The sequence below is a fragment of the Paenarthrobacter sp. TA1.8 genome (assembly GCF_048595705.1).
GTDB classification, from domain to species: domain Bacteria; phylum Actinomycetota; class Actinomycetes; order Actinomycetales; family Micrococcaceae; genus Arthrobacter; species Arthrobacter nitroguajacolicus.
The window spans coordinates 2290544-2309221 of record NZ_CP184287.1 but is presented as its reverse complement, the minus strand read 5'-3'; the positions used below and the strand labels follow the sequence as shown (position 1 = coordinate 2309221).

The following is an 18678-nucleotide window of genomic DNA, read 5'->3' as shown; positions in this document are numbered from 1 at the left end:
CTAGTTATCCCGGACCAGGCGCTTGTCCTCCACGCGCAGGCGCTCCCCCAGGAAGCCGCCCACCGCAGTAAGCAGCGAGATGATGACCAGGATCAGGGCGGCGCCCCATGACTGATTGCCGGACACTCCGAGCATGGCCGTGGCGAGCAAGGGCATGAAACCGCTGGTAGCACCGGCGATGTTATAGCCCAAGGCGACTCCGGAGTACCGCAGCTTCGGCGGGAACAGCTCGGTGAGCAGGGCACCGTTGACGGCGTACGCGATGGCAATCAGCATGATCCCAACGGTGATCGCAAGGGTAATCAGCAGCGGCGACTTGGTATCGATCATGGCGAACAAGGGGAAAGCCATGATTGCACTGGCGATGCCGCCCCACATGGTGACCTTGCCGGGGCCGATCTTTTCGGCCAATCGTCCCATGAAGAAGGTAACCACGATCTGTGCCACAGCGGCTATCAGGGTGGCGTTGACCATGACATTGCGGTCCATGCCGAGGGTGTTCGATCCGTAGCTCACCACGAAGGTGGTGATCATGTAGAAGCCACCAACACCAAGCAACGCGGCGAGAACTGCTACTACCAAGCGGCCGCTGGCATGCCGGAAGACTTCGAACGCCGGAACCTTGGACGTCTCGCCCATGGACAGCAAGTCCTTGAAGATCGGCGATTCTTCAACCTTGAGGCGGATCCAGAGGGCAACACCCAACATGGGGAAAGCCAACAGGAACGGAATACGCCAGCCCCAGGCATCGAAGGCCTCAGATGGGAAGAGCAGGACCAGGGAGAAGGCGCCGGACGCGAGCAGGGTGGCAACGGGAGAACCCACCTGCACGAGTGCTGCATAGCGGCCGCGCTTTTCGGCGGGGGCATGCTCGACGGCCATGGTTACCGCGCCACCCCACTCACCGCCGACAGCCAATCCTTGGACAAGCCGCAGCACCGCCAAGAGAATGGGCGCCGCCAAGCCGATGCTGCCGAAGTCGGGCAGCAGGCCGATGAGTGCGGTAGCAACACCAATCATCACGATGGTAATGAGCAGTGCCGGACGGCGTCCGAACCGGTCACCGATGTAACCGAAGATCATGGCCCCCAGTGGCCTGGCAGCGAAGCCGACGCCAAACGTGGCAAAGGAGGCCAGCAAAGCAGCGGTGGGGTCCATGTTGGTGAAGAACAGCCGGTTGAAAACCAGTGCTGCAGCGGTGCCGAAGAGGTAGTAGTCGTACCATTCCAACGCGGTGCCAACAAAGGCGGCCCGGGCAATTTTTCCGGCGTCCTTGCCGGAGATAACCGGAGGGGCGCCCTCGGAGGTAGGAACGGGATGTGAGGTGGTCACGATGTGAGCCTTTCGAACGGGTGGAGTGTAGTTCGCATACAACCGCCGGGATGCCTCCGGCTGCAGTTGGGGAGTTATCTACGACACTAAGGCAGTGAGAACGCACTCATCAATGACAATATCCACCCGCTTTGCTTCAGCTACTTGTGCAAAATCACAATGTTTCAGATTTTTCGTTATAGCCACTCAGGGCTACCAGCGCCAGCGCCGCCTCCGCAGGGATGGTGAGATCCAAGCCGATCACTTGCTGCAGGCTGTGCAGCCTGTTAACGGTGGTATTTCTGTGGCAGTAGAGCTCCTCCGAGGTTCCCTTGATGGACCCGGTTCGTCCATATATGCGGGCGACCTGGAGCAGTCGCTGCCGTTCGTGGGGTGTGCACTGGTTCAGGGCCTCGGCAACGTGAGTAGAAAACCCCGGGAGTGTTTGCTCCAGGAGCGCGGAGGCAATGGCCATCCAGGTATTCTCCACGGTTGCCAATTCGACGCCTGAACCCCTCTGGTTTGCCAGTACCAATGCGGCCGTGGCGGCCGAGGGCACTCCAGCCAGCCCCCTGACATCCGGCACGTACCCGGCCGGAAAATCCGGTCCGGCCTCCCGCCAGGTCCTGCCCTTACGCTGCTTACGGAAGATGTAAAGGGCTCCGGCGTGCTCGTACAGGAACGCTCGGGAGTCTGACTCGAATTGGCGCTGGACTTGAGCGATGTTGCCGGCGGCTACACCCAACACTTCAAAAGTGTCGGTGGCTTGCACGCCCAAGGCAGCAGCCATGTCTTGAACCTCGGCTGCGGCGGCTGCATCGCTATTGATGCCAGCATCGCTGGTGGAGCCCATACCGTTGAATAAGCGCGACAAGATCCTCTGCCGGTAGAGCTGCTTATTGCGGGTCAGCCGGGCCTCCTCCTCGGCATACGCCTGCTGGATACTGCTGACGTATCCTTCCACGGTATCCAGGACCCGAGTCATATTGGCCACCAGGAGGGCGATTCCAGAGTCTCCCGCGACTCGCTCCAGCCCCTTCCAGAGCACACGGAAGTCATTTCGTATGGCCTCCAGGAAAGCATCAAGCGGGACGCCCTGGCTGGCCCGGCGTCTCGCAACATCACGGGGAAGGTTCTGCAGGTCCGGCGGCAGTTTCATGCCGGCCATCTGGAACAAGAAGAGATCCATGGTGTCCTCTGCCGTGCGGTATACGTCCTCCTTCGGTACCAGTGCTTGGCCATAGGAGATATCGGCGAAGCGTTCCAGGAAGTCAGCGACCAGCAGACCCCGCTCCTTCCACAGGCGTTCGATCAGGCCGGTCCATTCCGGTTCGGTTGACGGTGGCGGGTTGAAGACCCGGGAGCGGGCGGAAAGGGAACCAGCGCTTGCGGGAGAATGAGGGACCATACGTCGATTTTAGGCAAATGCCCAAGTTCTGTCTGCAAGACGACGGCTTTTGTCCATTGAAGTCGCCATTTTTCCAGCGTTGAATGGGAGTCGGCCCCAAACGTTCGGAAATCCCGGGCCCCTATCAAAGAGGATTCATGCTCGTAGATCTCCTGATCCGGAACGCCAACATCCTGACGCAGGATCCCACCAGCCCCATAGCGGAGAGCCTGCTCATTCATGACGGCAAAGTACTCGATGTCGATCCCGATGCCGGCATGGCTGCCCGTGCCGCCCGGGTCATTGACGCCGCGGGCGCTACGATCGTCCCGGGCTTCAACGACGTTCATGCACATAGTGTGTGGTTCGGACTGGGCCTGATGGAAGCAGGGCTCGGGACGGTGGAAAACCTGGAGGACGTCTACGACGTCATCGCGGAAACCGCAGCCACGCTGGGACCCGATGAATGGGTGGTCGCCTCAGGCTTCAGCCCGCTCCTCCTCGACGGCCAGCAACCTGACCGCGACCGGCTGGACGCCGCGGCTGGCGGGCGTCCCGTGTGGATCAAGCACTCGTCCGGCCACGCCTGCACGCTCAATGGGGTGGCATTGGCACTGATTGAGGCCGACGGTGCAGACTTTGGAGCCGGGATCGACGGCGGTGCGGTGGTCATAGGCCCGGATGGCCGCCCCACAGGACTCCTGGAAGAAAATGCCATGCGGCTCGTCCAGGACCTCCTGCTGCCCTATCCATTGGAAACCATCGAACGCGCCTTGGACTTGGCCACATCTCATTACTTGACGGAGGGAATCACGAGCGTCACTGATGCTGGAATTGCGGGCGGTTGGATTGGGCATTCGCCCCAAGAGTTCGCGGCCTATCAGAACGCGAAGGACAAGGGTCTCCTCAGCGTCAGGATGCAGCCCATGATCGTACTCGATGCCCTGCACCCGTTGCAGGGTCATGCAGCGGATTCAGTGACCAGCGGACTGGACACCGGTATACGTACCGGCCTCGGTGATGATTGGCTTCGGTTGGGCCCCGTCAAGATCTTCAGCGACGGTTCGCTGCTCGGCAGCACCGCCTATGTCACCGAAGAATATGTCGGCTGCACCCACAACCATGGCTACCTTCAGATGGACGCGGCGAAGCTACGCGAAACGGCGCTCAAGGCTTACAGTTCCGGCTGGGCGGTGGCCATGCACGCGATTGGCGACCACGCAATCGACCATGCTATCGACATCCTGACAGAAGCCCAGGACACCTTCGGCCGTCACGCCCTGCCCAACCGTATCGAGCACGGAGGCGTTGTCCGACCCGAGCAGTTGGACCGGATCGCAGCAGCCGGGATTGTTCTGGTGCCCCAACCGCACTTCATCACTGAGTTCGGAGACGGGATGGCCCGCTTGCTCGGACCGAAACGCACACCGTGGTCCTACCCGGGCAAGAGCCTGCTGACACGCGGCGTGGTTCTGCCTGGCAGCTCAGACCGGCCCGTCTCCAACGGCCGCCCCTTGGATGTCATGCAGTCCTTCGTGGAGAGGCTGACACCATCCGGGGCTGTCTACGGTCCTGCCGAAAGGATCACCGCCGCGGAGGCACTGGCCGCCTATACAACAGGATCGGCGGCAGCTACTGGCGCCGAGGGTGTGAAAGGCCGCTTGTCCCGTGGGTACTTGGCTGACCTCGCGTTCCTCGACCAAGACCCCACCAAAGTGGACCCCTCCGCCATCGGAGCCACCCAGGTCCTGGCAACCATGGTGGGCGGGGAAATCCGTTTCGGTGCGGATGAGTTTCCTCTACGTGTCCGAACTGAAGAACTTGAACCAGCGCTGAGCACTTCTTCCAGCACTCACAGCTAAGGAAACACCATGAGCAGAACTTACTCCGACTTCCTGGATGACTTCGCGGCAATGTCCTCCTTTGGCTCCACCGACGGTGGAGGCGTGGACCGGCAGGCAGGCACTGCCGAGGACCACGGCACCCGCCGGTGGTTCGGGCAGTGGCTGACCCAGCATGGGTACACCGAGACGGTGGATGAAGCCGGAAACCAATTCGGTACCATCGAGCTGGTTCCGGGAGCTCCTTATGTGTTGCTTGGCTCCCACCTCGATTCCCAGCCTTTGGCTGGCAGGTATGACGGGGCGTACGGGGTGCTCGCAGCAGCCACCGCCGGCAGCATCGTGGGGGCGGAAGCCCGGGCGGGAAAGGTGAACCCCGTCTACAACATTGCTGTGGTTAATTGGTTCAACGAGGAAGGCAGCCGTTTCGCGCCAAGCATGATGGGAAGCTCGGTCTTCACAGGGAAGCTTGCGCTCGAGGACGCCTTGGCCACTACTGATCACAGCGGAACCACCGTGGCGAAGGCATTGGCCGGTGGCCATCTCCTCCCGGACGGTTCTGCCCTAACCCTCACCAACGTTGCCCGCTACGCTGAGATTCACATTGAACAGGGCAGGAACCTCGAAGAGAGCGGCACACAGGTGGGGGTGGTGGACCGTACCTGGGCTGCCAGCAAGTTCCGGGTAACGGTCGATGGTGCCCAATCACACACCGGTGCCACACGAATGGAGGATCGCCGGGACGCCCTCTACGGTGCGGCTCTACTCATCGCCGCCGCCCGGGAACTGGCAGCGGAGTTTGAGCCCGGCCTATTGCACACCTCGGTGTCCGAACTGTACGTCCTTCCCAATTCCCCCGTCACCATTGCACGGCAAGTCACCATGAACCTCGACCTTCGGTCCCCGGATGAAGACGTACTTGCCCGGGCGGTGGATCTTCTGGGGAAATGGGCAGGTGAAGCCAGTGACAGATCCCGCACGGACGTCCGCATGGAGTTGACACATCAGTGGGGCTTAGTGCCCTACCAGCCGGAAGGTGTTGCCCTTGGCATTGCAAGCGCTGAACGCCTGGGCTTCACGCACACGAACATCATGACGGTAGCCGGGCACGATTCGACCAACATGAAAGATGTGGTCCCAACCGTCATGCTGTTCGTTCCCAGCGTGGAGGGAATCTCGCACAATGAGGCCGAGTACACTCGGGACGAGGATGCGCTGCGTGGTGTCGAGCTGCTGACAGAGGTGACGCGTCGACTTCTCCAGGGCGACATGGGTTAGCTGGATCTGAAGCTGACCTTGCCACTGGAACCGAACCAGCTGATGCTACCTCCCTGGTAGTCCTGCATGACGGTGCCGGCTGAAACGTACTCATCGGAGATCGGGTAACCGAGCTTGCCCTTCTCGAACCCGTGCTGGGCCCAGAGGCTGCGAATCGCACCCATGCTGAGGTGTGCGCCGCTGGCAGGCGAATAGTAGATGGACCCGTTTTCGTACGCCTGTCCGACGCCACCGTTCACCATGCCTCGGATTTCGTCCGTGACCGGGTACCCCAAAATCCCCGCCTCGTAGCCGAGGGAGGCCCATTTGCGGCGGATCAAGCCAGTACTGACGTGCGCTCCGGTTGCCGGCGTGGAGTAGATTGAGCCACCTTCGTATGCTTGACCGATGCCGCCTTTGGCCATGCCGGATATCTCATCCGTGGTTGGATAGCCGAGATAGCCTCTTTCGTACCCGGCGGCACCCCACGCAGCACGGATGGCACCCATACTGATGTGCACCCCTGTGCTGCCGCCCCAGTAGATGGATCCGTTCTGATAGGCCTGGCCCAAGGCTCCCCGGGTCATCCGTATCTCATCGGACGCCGGGTACCCGAGGAATCCGTTTTCATAGCCTGTTGAACCCCACTTGCCGCGTATCACTCCTGTGCTGAAGTAGGTGCCGGACAGCGGCGAGTGATAGATGGAGCCATATTGGAAAGCTTGGCCGGCTCCACCATTTTTGAGGCCATACATCTCGTTGCTGATGGGATCACCGGCGTAGGCGGGCCCACCGATTGCGGCGTACTTGTTGGTGATTGCCCCGAACAGTGAGCTGCTGTAGGGAGTAAAGACGTCGTCCACGGCGCCCATGATGATGCGGTCACCGGGCCGGTTCGTCTTCAGGAGTTGGGTTACGGTCCCCAAGTGCGTTGAAATGCAGCCAGCGCTCGGGACGTTGCCGGCGTGGAAGAAGATGGCATAGGACGCCCCCTGGACAGTAGGCATGTCCGGGTACCGGTTCCAGTTAATCACCGCGGCTTGCTCGTAGAACCCTTGATTCATGTATGTCCAAAGGTTCTCGTCGGATTCGCCGCCCAGCCCCTCGAAATACTGGTTATAGGTGGGTCCATGTTCACCTCCCCAGCGGGAATTGGGATTCACTGTGTAGTACTTCAACGCGGTCCCCGGATTGGACCGGCCCAAGGCCTCCGTGAAACTGAAGCTTCCGGTGGGAGACTTCCAAGTGTCTTCCCACGCCAGGTTCTGCGCCGAGAACCCCTTGGAACCGGCGAACCCGGTGGTTTGCCACTCCTGTGCGTACCCGCTCCCCGCCCGTACACAACCCGTGATGACAACAGCCGACTGTGAGCGGTCTGTCGCAGTGGCGAACGTGACACGATTGGCCGCGTATGACGGGAACTTCACCTGCCCGGCACTGAGCCGCTGACAGGGGTTGTACACCTGCGGGCCTGCCTCTGCTGGAACCGCAAACACCAGCGACGACGCCGCCAGAGTTGCCGCGAGGAACCAGGCGGACACTATTTTTCTGATCACGAGTCTTCCCCCAACGAGACAATCAAGCGAAAGATTCACAATGAAACTTTCAAGGCAGCGCGAAGCCCCCCGGACAAAAGGTTATGGGACCGCCTGGCAAGTTCCCCACATGGCCACAGCGAATCGCGTTGGTTACTGGCGCCAGATAGAGTCGTTCCAATGGACAGCAAACTGACAATTGCCCGGCACCAAGCTTCCACCCAAGGGTCAGCACAGTCTGCCGACACTGAGGATGGGTTCGTCAGGGTCCGAGGAGCCCGCGAGAACAACCTCCGTAACGTGGACGTGGACGTGCCCCGTGATGCAATTGTCGCCTTCACGGGGGTTTCAGGATCCGGGAAATCGTCCCTGGCGTTCGGCACGATCTTTGCCGAAGCCCAGCGCCGCTACTTCGAGTCCGTGGCCCCGTACGCGCGGCGCCTCATCCAACAGGGCCACAATCCCAGGGTGGAAGCGATCACAGGGCTGCCACCCGCCGTCGCCCTCCAACAGCGCCGGGGAACGGCCACCGCCCGTTCCAGCGTTGGCACTCTGACTACGCTGTCCAATTCCCTGCGAATGCTCTTCTCACGAGCCGGGAGCTATCCGGAAGGGGCGCGGCCATTGGATTCCGACGCCTTCTCCCCCAACACTTCCGCCGGTGCTTGCCCCGAGTGCCACGGACTGGGCGTCGCCCACAGGGTCACGGAAGAGTCCTTGGTTCCCGACCCGTCCCTCAGCATCCGTGAGGGTGCCATCGCCGCGTGGCCCGGGGCTTGGCAAGGCAAGAATCTCCGCGACATCCTCACGCATCTTGGTTACGACGTCGACACGCCATGGAGGAAGCTCCCCAGGAAGGACCGCGACTGGATCCTCTTCACCGAAGAACAGCCCGTAGTGGAAGTAACGCCGCAACGGGACCGCGTCGCCAAGCCCTACAAGGGCCGGTTCTGGAGCGCCAAAAGCTATGTGCTCCACACCCTTGCAGACTCGAAAAGCACCACGATGCGTGACAGGGTGCTGCGCTTCATGGAAAGCGGGCGCTGCCCGCAGTGCGGCGGCAGCGGGCTCCGGCCGGAAGCACTGGCTGTGACCTTCGCCGGCAAGACCATCGCTGAGCTCAACGCGCTGCCGATGACCGACCTGGCCAACATCATCCGCCCCACCACGGAATTGACGGCCGCCGGCACAGCCTCACGGACCGGGACCTCCGGTGAAACCAACGAGGTAGCTGTCGCCATCACCCGCGACCTACTAAACCGGGTCACGGTACTTTTGGATCTGGGCCTGGGTTACCTCGCGCTGGGTCGTCCAACACCAACGCTCTCTCCCGGCGAGATGCAACGCCTCAGGATCGCCACACAGCTGCGTTCCGGGCTTTTCGGCGTCATATACGTGCTTGATGAACCATCTGCAGGACTGCACCCGGCCGATGCCGAGCCGCTCCTCGCTGTGCTGGACCAGCTCAAGAGCTCAGGCAACTCTGTGTTCGTGGTGGAGCACAACATGGACTTCGTTAAGGCAGCCGATTGGCTTGTCGATGTCGGACCCCGCGCCGGTGATGGCGGAGGGCAGGTCCTTTACAGCGGTCCCGTGGCTGGACTTGCTGACGTACAGGATTCCATCACGCGGCCGTTCCTGTTCCCTGACAGCCACAACCCAAATCCACCCAAGGAGACCCGTCCATCAAAAGAACCCCGCCAGCCGAAGGAGTGGCTCAAGCTTCAGAACATTAACCGTCACAACCTTCGGGACTTGGAGGCTGAGTTCCCGTTAGGCGTGCTCACGGCGGTGACTGGCGTGTCCGGCTCGGGTAAGTCTTCCTTGGTCAGCCACGTTCTCGCCGAGGTTGTCGGGGCCGAGCTGCACCCCGAAGGAGACGCTGCGCACGAGGCGAACACTGTGGGCCTGGTGTCCGGGCTCCACCAGCTCGACCGGCTCGTCAAGGTGGACCAGAAGCCCATCGGGCGGACCCCTCGCTCCAACCTGGCCACCTACACCGGGCTCTTTGACGGAGTCCGGAAGGAGTTCGCAGCCACTGAGGAAGCCCGTGCCCGTGGCTTCGGGGCCGGCCGGTTCTCCTTCAATGTGGCCGGCGGCCGTTGCGAGACCTGCCAGGGAGAAGGATTCGTGGCAGTGGAACTACTGTTCCTCCCCGGGAGTTACGGGCCCTGCCCCGAATGCCACGGGTCGCGGTTCAATCCCGAAACCCTGGAAGTCACCTACCGTGGACACAATATTGCCGACGTCCTGGGCATGACAGTGAACGCGGCTTCCGAATTCCTGGCTGATCTTCCCGGCGTTGCCCGCAGTCTCCAAACCCTTCGCGAGGTGGGCTTGGGATACCTCCGCCTGGGCCAGCCGGCCACCGAGCTTTCCGGCGGCGAGGCCCAGCGCATCAAACTCGCCACCGAGCTGCAGCGCATCCAGCGTGGCCACACCCTTTATCTGCTGGATGAGCCCACTACTGGATTACACCCGGCCGACGTCCAACTCCTGATGGCCCAGTTGCACAAGCTGGTGGACGCCGGAAACACGGTCATCGTGGTGGAACACGAGATGGACGTCGTAGCAGGCGCCGACTGGGTGATCGATTTGGGTCCCGGCGGTGGCGACGCCGGCGGCGAGATCATGGTCGCAGGCCCGCCAGCCGTCGTCGCGCGTTCCCGAACAAGCCGGACAGCGCCCTACCTCGCTGCTGTTACCCGGCGGAGGTAACTACCGCCGAGGAATGTTCCGCAGGTTGCTTCGCGCCATGCTGACAGCCTCCCCGGCGCCGCGGTTAAGAACCACCTTGGACATGGCTGTAGCGAATCCAATAACCTGCGACCCCGAAATTTTCGGCGGGATGGACAGGGCATTGGGGTCGGTGATGAGCTCCACCAAGGACGGGCCGGGGTGCGCAAACGCTGCCCGGTACGCTGCCTCGATGTCCGCCGGATCCGTGACGCGCACGGCATGGAACCCCAGTGCTTTGGCCACCTCTGCGTAGTTGGCGTCCGGAACGTCCACTCCGAAGTCGGGCAGCCCGTCTACCAACATTTCGAGCTTGACCATGCCGAGCGTGGAGTTGTTGAACACCACCACATTCACGGGTAGCTTGTGTGCGGCGACTGTAATGAGTTCGCCCATCAACATGGATAAGCCACCGTCGCCCGACACGGAAACCACCTGTCGCCCGGGATAGGCCACCTGCGCACCAATGGCGTGCGGAAGGGCGTTCGCCATGGATCCGTGGAGGAACGAGCCGATCAGCCGACGGGTGCCCAGCGGGTTGATGTAACGCGCAGTCCAGACGTTGCACATGCCGGTGTCGGCCGTGAAGATGGCGTCTTCCGCTGCAACCTGGTCCAGGAGCGAGGCCGCGTATTCGGGGTGGATCGGCTGCTTTTTCTCTACTTTGCGCGTGTAGGCGCCCACGGCTTTGTTCATCAGGCGGTCATGCTTCTTCAGCATCTGGTCAAGGAAACGTCGGCTCTTCTTCGGCGTCACCAAAGGCAGCAAAGCCGTCAAGGTGGGGCGTACGTCGCCATGGACTGCTATGTCGACGTCGGTCCGCCTCCCCAGCCGCTGTGCGGCCCTGTCAACCTGGGCCGTGCGGGTGTCCGGCAGGAACTGGTCGTAGGGAAAGTCAGTGCCGAGCAGGATCAGCAGATCCGCGTCTTCGATACCCTCGGCCGCAGCTCCATAACCGAGCAGCCCGGTCATTCCGATGTCAAAAGGGTTGTCGTACTGGACGAAGTCCTTGCCCCTCAGGGAGTGGCCTATTGGTGCGTTTATCAATTCCGCCAGGGCGATCAGTTCGTCATGCGAGCCTTCGACGCCGGCACCGGCGAAAATAGCCACCTTACCGGCGTCGTTAATGGCGTCAGCGAGTTCCCTGACGCTGGCTGGATCAGGCACCAGGGCCGCCGGACGAAATGCGGCCGGCATAGGGGTCGGTGCCGTAGCTTCAAGGCCGGCGATGTCGCCGGGAAGGGTGACAACTGCGACTCCCCCGAGGCCAACAGCGTTCTGGATGGCGCTGTGCATGACCCGCGGTGCTTGCTCGGCCGTACTAATCATCTCCGAATACACGGAGCACTCGTTGAAGAGCCGGTCCGGATGAGTTTCCTGGAAGAACCCGCTGCCAATCTGCTTGCTGGGGATGTGCGAAGCGATGGCAAGCACCGGGGCTCCGGTGCGGTTGGCGTCGTACAGCCCATTGATCAGGTGCAGATTTCCGGGTCCGCATGAGCCCGCGCAGACCGCCAATTTTCCCGTCAACTGAGCCTCTGCAGCGGCAGCAAATGCGGCCGCCTCCTCATGGCGCACATGGATCCAGTCGATGCCGCCCTTCTTGGAGCCTCCAGTTTGCCGGACGGCGTCCACAATTGGATTAAGGCTGTCGCCAACGATTCCGTAGATCCGCTGCACGCCGGCAGCCTGGAGTTGTTCGATGAGTTGGGTGGCAAGTTCCTTGGCCATAGTGTGCAGGCTCCCTCAATGGTGGTGTTGGGCTGACAGGGCCAATATAGTCGGCCCGTCCCGTCCCCACCTGTGAAGGCCCTCTGGTTAAGCTGCCAGGCGGGTCTCGAACAGGCGCTCCGCCAGACTCAACAGATGGCTCGGCACGTCTGCGGCGGTCCCGCTGCTGCCGTGACCGAGGAAAACGGCAGTGCCACTAACGGTGTGGTCCATTGGAGTGCCCGCTTCCCGTATCAAGACCTCGGCACGCGGGTTCAGAGGCAAAGGAATGTGAATTGCCTGGTCGTTCAGGAGAACGTGCCAGCCACGGCCGGATATTGCTTCAACATTTCCCTCCACGAGTGACTGTTGTATTGCCATGGCGGCCTCAATGCGTTCCACTCGCACTTGCTCATTAAGGCGCGCAGGAATAATGAGCGCAGAGACTAATTTCCGCATGTTTTGAATTTCCGTTTCTGCTGCTGGCGGCCGCCCTACCGCTGGGTTTTCCTCGGTTTGGACAAGAGGTTTTCGCTGCCCTCAGCTTTTGCCCTTTTTTCGGCCCGCTTTTCCAGAATAGTCTTCCCCGACTTCTTCGACTTGGCGCCGTTGGGTGATTTACCGGACATTTTGCACTCCTCTTTATTTTCGTTATGACAACACCATACCTACTTATATTTTTAAAGCCAGTTGCAGAATTTTTGCCTCCAGGTTGGAGTCCTTTTATGCCTTTTCGTTGAACGTGGCTCTGGCTGGGAGGGCTATTGGTTGCTAGCGTGGCCGCATGAACCCGTCGAAGTCCCCGGCCGAGATCCTCGACATTGCCGGCAGCGAGGTCCGCATCTCCAATCCGGACAAGGTGGTGTTTCCCGAGCCCGGGCTGACGAAGCTCGATCTGGTGAACTACTACCTCGCAGTGGCAGAGGGGGCCCTACGCGGTGCCGGCGGCCGTCCGATGGTGCTAAAGCGCTTTCCCAAGGGCATCGACGCAGAACCGTTCTTCCAGAAGCGCGTCCCTGAAAACCATCCTGGCTTCATTGACACAGCAACTCTCCACTACTCGTCCGGCACCTCCGCCGAGGAGACGGTCATCCGCGATGCCGCAGGCTTGGCGTGGGTGGTGAATCTCGGATGCTTGGACCTCAACCCGCACCCTGTGCGTGCGGAGGATCTTGACCACCCGGACGAACTGCGGGTGGATTTGGACCCTATGCCCGGCGTCGACTGGTCCCGGATTGTGGACACCGCCTACGTTGCACAGGATGTCCTGGATGATGTCGGGCTGGTGGGGTGGCCAAAGACAAGCGGCTCCCGGGGGCTCCATATCCTGGTCCGAATAGCACCGCAGTGGTCTTATCGCGATGTGCGGCTCGCCGCCGAGACCCTTGCCCGTGAAGTGGAAAACCGTGCTCCCGGGCTGGCAACCGCCAAATGGTGGAAGGAAGAGCGTGGGGAGAGCGTATTCGTTGACTTCAACCAGAACGCCAAGGACCGCACCGTAGCTTCGGCTTACTCTGTCCGTTCCCGTCCCGACGCCCGCGTCTCTACCCCGCTCACGTGGAATGAGGTGCGCTCCGCCCGCCCGGAACAGTTCACAGTCCACTCAGTACCCGAGCGTTTCTCGGATCTTGGCGACCCCCACGCGGGAATCGACGACGCGGCCGGCTCGCTGGATGGGCTTCTTTCGCTGGCTGCCGAGCTGGGCCCGGCCGAGAAGGCGCCCAGGAGCGGCGACGGCTCGGGTCGCCGGATGTCAACGATGCCGCTGATCGAGGTGGCCCGCACCAAGACCAAGCCCGAGGCCGAGGCAGCACTCGATGAGTGGAAGGCCCGGTACGCTGACGTTGTTTCCCTGCTGCACCCTGCCGACGTCCTTGTCGACGGGATGCGGGGATCGAGTTCCCTTTGGTATCGGGTGCGGGTAAACCTTCAGCACATCCCTGAAGACAGGCGCCCGCCCCAAGAGAAACTCATCGCAGATTATGACCCATGGGCGGGCAAGGAATGGCCCGGCCGGCCAGCTTCCTGACGCTGCCCAAAACCTGAAGACGCGCGGCTAGTCCTGACCGATGGTGATGCCCGTAATCGGCGCACCGGCACGCTCGTAGGAGAGCAGTACCGCTCCTTTCGGGAACGCCCGCGGTGGTTGCGCAAAACGGAATGCCGCCGGGACTCCCGAGCCGTCGGCAAACAACCGCTTTCCCGAGCCAAAGGTGAGCGGGTAAAGGAAAAGGTTGAGTCGGTCGAGAAGGTCAGCCTCCAGGAGCGAGCGAATAAGGTGTCCGCTGCCGAACATGTGGATATCCAGGAACCGCTCCTTCACTTCCGACAGCTCCGAGACTTCCGCAAGTGCAGTGGTGCCTTCCCATTCCGGGCGGGTCAGTGTTTGTGAGACGACAAACTTGGGCAAGGCGTTGAACGTCTCACCGATGTGGTCTTCCTGATGCGGCCAGAACCCCGCAAAGATGTCGTAGGTTTTTCGTCCAAGCAACAAGGCGTCCATGCGGTCAATCCCCGCCCCGATGGCTTCGCCTGTCTCGTCGTCAAAATATGCTGCCTGCCAGCCTCCGAATTCGAAGCCACCGCCCCTGTCTTCTTCAGGGCCTCCGGGTGCCTGGTAGACGCCGTCAAGCGTAACGAACAGGTTAGCGGTGAGGATTCCCACGGTGCACTCCTTCTTCTGGCCCCGGCCGGATGCCGCGGTGCTGTGGCGTCTTCCTCGAATCAGTATGCTGCTTCACCGTTCCCTGCGGAACCCGGATCGGGTGGTTCAGGGCCAGGACTTTCGGCGAAGGACTTCTGGCGCACGGGGAGAGCTGGCGGTAGCTTTGGAGTACTTTTCCTTGAAGCAGCCGAGGTACCGGAGGCACTGCCGATGCAAGGCTTGTCCACGTCACTGGTCCTCATCGCCGTCCTGGCTGTGGTAGCACCGATTGCCACCCGGCTCCTTGACCGTTGGGTCAAAGTGCCGATCGTTGTCTTTGAAATTGTTCTTGGCATCCTGTTCGGTCCCAGCCTCCTGGGATGGGTGCAATCCACCGCCTTCACAGATACTCTGGCTGACTTCGGGCTGGCCATGTTGTTTTTCGTAGCGGGCAACGAGATCGATTTCACGGCAATCCGCGGCCGTCCCATTTACCGCGCTTCCGCAGGCTGGGTCATTTCCCTGGCCGCAGGCATTGGGGCCGGTTTCGTCCTGGTCCCCTCACCGGAGGCCGCCGTGATTATCGGGGTTGCCTTGTGCTCCACGGCTTTAGGCACTTTGCTGCCTATCCTCCGGGACGCCGGCGTTTCCAAGTCGCCGATCGGTGTGGCCGTAACCGCCTTGGGTGCAGCCGGCGAGTTTGGACCGTTGATTGCTATCTCGCTGTTCTTCAGTGGCAAACAACTGGGCGCGGCATCAGGTGTCCTGCTCGGCTTCGTTCTCCTGACTGGTGTGGCAATCTATCTTGCTTCCCAGGCGCGGCACACGTTGTTCCATGCCCAAGTCACAGCCACACTGCATACCAGCAGCCAATTCGCCATGCGTTCCATCCTGTTGATTCTTAGCGGGCTGGTAGTGCTCAGCATGGTCCTGGGACTCGATATGCTGCTCGGTGCCTTCGCCGCCGGGGTCCTCTGGAAAGTCACCATCGCGCGCGCTCCTGAAGTAGACCGGAAGGTCATTGAGACGAAGATCGACGCCGTCGCCTTTGGCTTCCTGGTGCCCATCTTCTTCATCGATACCGGCATTGATTTCGATCTGGGCGCCTTGACCTCCAGTCCCGTGACCCTGGCCATGGTCCCGCTGTTCCTTGCCCTGTTGCTGATCATCCGAGGCCTCCCGTCACTGCTCGCCGCGCCTCCCGGCTCCACCCGAGCGGACAAACGGGCCCTCATGCTGTTCGGGGCCACAGCTTTGCCAATCATCGTTGCCGTGACAACCATTGGCCGGGAGCATGGGTTCATCAGCAGTGGAATTTCCTCGGCACTCGTAGGCGCAGGGATGCTCTCGGTACTCCTGTTTCCGCTGCTGGCACTTCGCGCACTAGGCCGCACAGAAACGGCAGACCGTACGCTGCTCCCACCGAAAGCGTGACCCAACCCGGCTGCCCTGAAGCAGCCCCGGCAAAGGCAACAAGCAGACGACGGCGCCCTCCCGCCGTCGGACGTTCTTCCCACCGATGCCTAAGCGTCTCCGCAAATGTGTTGCCCCAAGCAGAACCGGCCCATAGGCTCGTATCGTGAGTGGCAGGGACGGCAAACCGACCAGCGGGACCGACCAGCGACCGGGTGAAGGAAATAAAGGCATGGCAACAGGAACAGTTAAATGGTTTAACGCTGAAAAGGGTTTCGGATTCATCGCCCCGGACGATGGAGGCCCCGACGTGTTTGCTCACTACTCAGCGATTACGTCGAGCGGATACCGCTCGCTGGAGGAGAACCAGAAGGTCCAATTCGATATCACGCAGGGTCCCAAAGGTCCACAGGCGGAGAACATCCAGCCCGCCTAGGTTCACAACACCAGATTCACTAACAGAGACCGGTCCGGCCAATAGGCCGGACCGGTCTCTTGGTGTCCTACGCGCGGCCTTTGAGGATCAGGTGCCAGTAAACCTGCGGGAACATATCACGGTCCACCCACCAGGAGAGCCTGCTTTCCTTCCAGGTGGGAACCTTTGGGATGGTTGGCATGGGCCGGTATTGGGGGTCGAACTCGGCGAATACCACGGTGCTCCGCGAAACGGTGAACGGACATACGGAGTATCCGTTGTACTTCTGGCTGAGCGGTTTGCCTTTGCGGGCCGAGAGCAGATTTTTTGCCAGAACCTTGGTCTGCTTGCGTAGCGCACCGCCGGCTTTGGAGTTGGTGGTTCCTGCAGCGTCGCCCAGCGACCAGACATTGGGGTACCTGGGGTGGCGCAGCGTCTGCGTGTCCACCTCCACAAAACCGTACTGGTCCCCTACTGCTGGCAAGTCCGTGGTTTTGAGCCAATCCGGTGCAGACTGGGGAGGGACGGCGTTGAGGACATCGTATGGCAAGTCCTCCGACGTGTGGTCCGCATTGTTTCGAATAGTGGCCGTGCGTCCGGCGGGATTCACCGCCACCAATTCGCTGTTTGTCCTCAGTTCGATTCCGTACTCGGCAATCTTACGGTCAAGCTCCCGGTCTACCTCGGGAATTCCGAAAACTGTGGGATGAGGCTGGACCATGACAACCCGGATGTTCTCCAGCACGCCTTGTTCCATCCAGTAGTCACAGGCCAAGTACATCGGTTTCTGGCTGGCCCCGCCGCATTTCACAGGTCCCGAAGGCATGGTGAAGATGACGGTGCCCGACTTCATAGTGCTCAAGAGGGTCCAGAGTTTCGGCGCAAGCTCGAACTCGTAATGAGAGGAACCGTACGGCGATTGCACCGCTTCAGACAGCCCCGGTATGGCATCCCAGTCGTACTGCAGCCCCGGGCACACAACAAGATGTCCGTAGGTCACTGTGGAACCGGAGGCCAGCGTCACTGAGTTGGCATCAGCATCCACGTTGACGGCCCTGTCCTTGATCCACGCGACGCCCTTGGGCGTCACGGACTCCTGGCTTCGGACTGCTTCTTTGACCTGGGCCCGGCCACCGGCGATATGCGAGAACAAGGGCTGGTACAGATGATGCTCCTTGGGCTCGATGAGGGCGATGTCCTTGACGCCATATCGCTTCAAGCGGGCAGCCAGTGACACACCTGCATTACCGCCGCCGATGATGACTACCTCGTGTTGCGGTGCCATGCCACTAGCTCTTTTCAGTCAATGCGGAGCCCTTGTGCGCTGCCCTGGCACCGGTCTTCTCTGACTCCACTACGTACTGCGGCTCGTCCTCGCTGGCCACATGTTTGTTGCCATCCAGTACAAAGTCACTGGTTTTCTTTTCCACGATCTTTCCGTGCGTCTTGCCCTGCGGGGTGTTCCACTCCACGTGTGTTCCCTTGCTCAGTGCCATGTCCGCTCCTAGTGTGGTGGCCCTCTCCGACTTCGACTGCCCCACAATAGTAAGCATGATGATCATTTGGCGATACCCGCCGGGGCGGCCGGATACAAAGTGCCGAGGAAAGGATTCCTGATGCTGATCTGCGCAACCTGCGCCGTGGAACGCGACGAGCCTACGCCGGACGTTTGTACCATCTGCGCCGACGAACGGCAATACGTGCCCGAGGACGGACAGCAGTGGCTCACTCTGGACGAACTGGCTGGTGCCGGGCGGAAGATCGTGCTGGAGCAAAATGAACCCGGCCTCATAGCAGTCAGCACCGAGCCCAAAACCGGTATCGGGCAGACTGCCCAGCTCGTGGTGACGCCCAAGGGCTCGCTGCTGTGGGATCCCGTGGGTTACGTCGATGACAATGCTGTGGCAGCGGTCCTCGAACACGGCCCCGTTGCAGCTATCGCCGCCAGCCACCCGCACATGTTCGGCGTTCAGGTGGAATGGTCGCGCCGTCTTGGCAACGTCCCGGTCCTGGTCGCGGAGGCCGACCGCGAATGGCTCGGCCGCAGCGACCCAAGTGTTAACTACTGGTCTGGCAGCACAACAATCGCCGATGGATTGGTCCTGCATCAGACGGGTGGGCATTTCCCAGGCAGTGCGGTGGCGCACTGGGCAGCAGGAGCCGGCGGCAAAGGGGTCCTGCTGACCGGCGACACCGTGTTTCCCAATCCCGATCGTCGCACGGTCGCCTTCATGCGCAGTTATCCCAATCGCTTACCTCTCTCCGGCGCAGTGGCATTACGTATTGCAGCTCAACTGGAAATGCTGACGTTCGACCGGATCTACGGCAACTTCAACAACGTCATCGACTCCGGAGCGAAAGGCGTACTGCACGACTCAGCCCAACGGCACGCAGCATGGACGCGGGGAGACTTCGACCACCTGACCTGA

The 18678-nt window shown here is 61.2% G+C and carries 15 protein-coding genes; 7 read left to right on the top strand and 8 right to left on the bottom strand.

What is annotated here, in order from left to right:
* On the bottom strand, positions 1-1332 hold the full coding sequence (locus ACNAOT_RS10635; RefSeq protein ID WP_091467228.1) for an MFS transporter: 1332 nt from the start codon (positions 1330-1332) through the stop codon (positions 1-3).
* Between the two features lie 154 nt (positions 1333-1486).
* Positions 1487-2719: a helix-turn-helix domain-containing protein gene (locus ACNAOT_RS10630; RefSeq protein ID WP_420181011.1), complete on the bottom strand. Its 1233-nt coding sequence runs from the start codon at positions 2717-2719 to the stop codon at positions 1487-1489.
* A gap of 137 nt (positions 2720-2856) precedes the next feature.
* Here ACNAOT_RS10630 and ACNAOT_RS10625 point away from each other — a divergent pair, with 137 nt between their 5' ends.
* Together ACNAOT_RS10625 and ACNAOT_RS10620 are read left to right on the top strand one after the other, a co-directional pair.
* Positions 2857-4560, top strand: a complete 1704-nt coding sequence (locus tag ACNAOT_RS10625; protein ID WP_420181010.1) for an amidohydrolase — start codon at positions 2857-2859, stop codon at positions 4558-4560.
* Between the two features lie 9 nt (positions 4561-4569).
* Complete coding sequence (locus tag ACNAOT_RS10620) at positions 4570-5817, top strand: M20 family metallo-hydrolase (RefSeq protein ID WP_420181009.1); 1248 nt, start codon at positions 4570-4572, stop codon at positions 5815-5817.
* Here the strand turns inward: ACNAOT_RS10620 and ACNAOT_RS10615 are convergent.
* Positions 5814-7352, bottom strand: a complete 1539-nt coding sequence (locus tag ACNAOT_RS10615) for a hypothetical protein (protein ID WP_420181008.1) — start codon at positions 7350-7352, stop codon at positions 5814-5816. The two genes, ACNAOT_RS10620 and ACNAOT_RS10615, sit on opposite strands and share 4 nt — an antisense overlap.
* A 159-nt stretch (positions 7353-7511) precedes the next feature.
* On the opposite strand from ACNAOT_RS10615, the gene uvrA reads away from it, so the two are divergent.
* Positions 7512-10049, top strand: a complete 2538-nt coding sequence (gene uvrA / locus ACNAOT_RS10610) for an excinuclease ABC subunit UvrA (protein ID WP_420181007.1) — start codon at positions 7512-7514, stop codon at positions 10047-10049.
* Here the strand turns inward: uvrA and ACNAOT_RS10605 are convergent, their stop codons facing one another.
* The gene (locus tag ACNAOT_RS10605) at positions 10050-11798 is read right to left on the bottom strand and encodes a pyruvate dehydrogenase (protein ID WP_364304938.1); all 1749 of its coding nucleotides are present in this window, start codon (positions 11796-11798) and stop codon (positions 10050-10052) included.
* Between the two features lie 87 nt (positions 11799-11885).
* Positions 11886-12236 carry a DUF3846 domain-containing protein gene (locus ACNAOT_RS10600; RefSeq protein ID WP_420181006.1) on the bottom strand — a complete coding sequence of 117 codons (351 nt, stop codon included), beginning with the start codon at positions 12234-12236 and terminating at the stop codon, positions 11886-11888.
* A gap of 325 nt (positions 12237-12561) precedes the next feature.
* On the opposite strand from ACNAOT_RS10600, the gene ligD reads away from it, so the two are divergent.
* The gene (gene ligD / locus ACNAOT_RS10595; RefSeq protein ID WP_364304934.1) at positions 12562-13806 is read left to right on the top strand and encodes a non-homologous end-joining DNA ligase; all 1245 of its coding nucleotides are present in this window, start codon (positions 12562-12564) and stop codon (positions 13804-13806) included.
* A 27-nt stretch (positions 13807-13833) separates the two neighbouring features.
* On the opposite strand, the gene ACNAOT_RS10590 is transcribed toward ligD, so the two are convergent.
* Positions 13834-14442 (bottom strand): dihydrofolate reductase family protein, encoded by a 609-nt coding sequence (locus ACNAOT_RS10590; RefSeq protein ID WP_178993865.1) that lies wholly within the window; start codon positions 14440-14442, stop codon positions 13834-13836.
* A 210-nt stretch (positions 14443-14652) separates the two neighbouring features.
* Between ACNAOT_RS10590 and ACNAOT_RS10585 the strand changes: the two genes are divergently transcribed.
* Both ACNAOT_RS10585 and ACNAOT_RS10580 read left to right on the top strand, forming a co-directional pair.
* Positions 14653-15855, top strand: a complete 1203-nt coding sequence (locus tag ACNAOT_RS10585; RefSeq protein ID WP_420181005.1) for a cation:proton antiporter — start codon at positions 14653-14655, stop codon at positions 15853-15855.
* Positions 15856-16066: 211 nt separating this feature from the next.
* Positions 16067-16270: a cold-shock protein gene (locus tag ACNAOT_RS10580; RefSeq protein WP_014921815.1), complete on the top strand. Its 204-nt coding sequence runs from the start codon at positions 16067-16069 to the stop codon at positions 16268-16270.
* 67 nt (positions 16271-16337) lie between these two features.
* Here ACNAOT_RS10580 and ACNAOT_RS10575 read toward each other — a convergent pair whose 3' ends face one another.
* Entirely contained in the window at positions 16338-17534 is a 1197-nt protein-coding gene (locus tag ACNAOT_RS10575) for an NAD(P)/FAD-dependent oxidoreductase (protein ID WP_420181004.1), read from the bottom strand.
* Positions 17535-17538: 4 nt separating this feature from the next.
* A complete protein-coding gene (locus ACNAOT_RS10570; protein WP_420181003.1) occupies positions 17539-17745 on the bottom strand; it encodes a DUF2945 domain-containing protein in 207 nt (68 codons plus the stop codon).
* Between the two features lie 120 nt (positions 17746-17865).
* Between ACNAOT_RS10570 and ACNAOT_RS10565 the strand changes: the two genes are divergently transcribed.
* The gene (locus tag ACNAOT_RS10565) at positions 17866-18678 is read left to right on the top strand and encodes an MBL fold metallo-hydrolase (RefSeq protein WP_420181002.1); all 813 of its coding nucleotides are present in this window, start codon (positions 17866-17868) and stop codon (positions 18676-18678) included.